Here is a 579-nt window from a genome sequence, read left to right on the forward strand (position 1 = left end):
GTCACCGCGTCCACGGTGCCGAGCACGCTCGGGCAGTGGGCGGTGAGAATCCAGGTGTCGGGGGTGCGGCTCATGGTTTTCTCCAATCAGGGCGCAGGGTGGATCGGTGCGCGCCTCCCGTAGGGTGGATGACGCTTCACCCATCCACCTTGGGTGTCCTCCGGTGGACGAAAAAAGCGTCGTCCACCCTACAGTTCAGGCCTTGATCGCCAGGCCATACTCGGCGCTGGCATCCTGCAGCCACAGCCAGATGTAGTCGGCGAAGCTGCGCCGTACCACCAGTTCCCAGGTGTCTTCGCCGGTGTGGCGGATCACCAGTTGCGACTTGGCGAACATGGTGCCGACCGCCTTGCCCACCGGAAAGTTGCTCGGGTGGACGTCATAGATGCTCGACTTCATCAGCATCTCGCGGACTTTCGGCCCGCTCAGTTCGAGCAGGGTCTGGCCGCCGCTGACATTCACCACCGCGACGTGCTGACCGTCCAGCGCGGCGCGCAGCTTCTGCTCGACGGCGAACTCGCTGCCGCTGGGCACGATCAGCAGCCATTCGTCCGGGCCCAGCCATTGCAGCGAGGTATC

General features: G+C 64.6%; 2 protein-coding genes. Both read right to left on the reverse strand.

What is annotated here, in order from left to right; translation table 11 throughout:
• Window positions 1–74, reverse strand: a 74-nt coding sequence (locus G9C89_RS25350; RefSeq protein WP_256674384.1) for a hypothetical protein, incomplete at its 3' end; no start/stop codon positions are given.
• A gap of 121 nt (window positions 75–195) precedes the next feature.
• Window positions 196–579, reverse strand: a 384-nt coding sequence (locus G9C89_RS24945; protein WP_172153395.1) for a sarcosine oxidase subunit gamma, incomplete at its 5' end; no start/stop codon positions are given.

Origin of the sequence: Pseudomonas tumuqii, from assembly GCF_013184545.1 — a bacterium.
GTDB classification, from domain to species: domain Bacteria; phylum Pseudomonadota; class Gammaproteobacteria; order Pseudomonadales; family Pseudomonadaceae; genus Aquipseudomonas; species Aquipseudomonas tumuqii.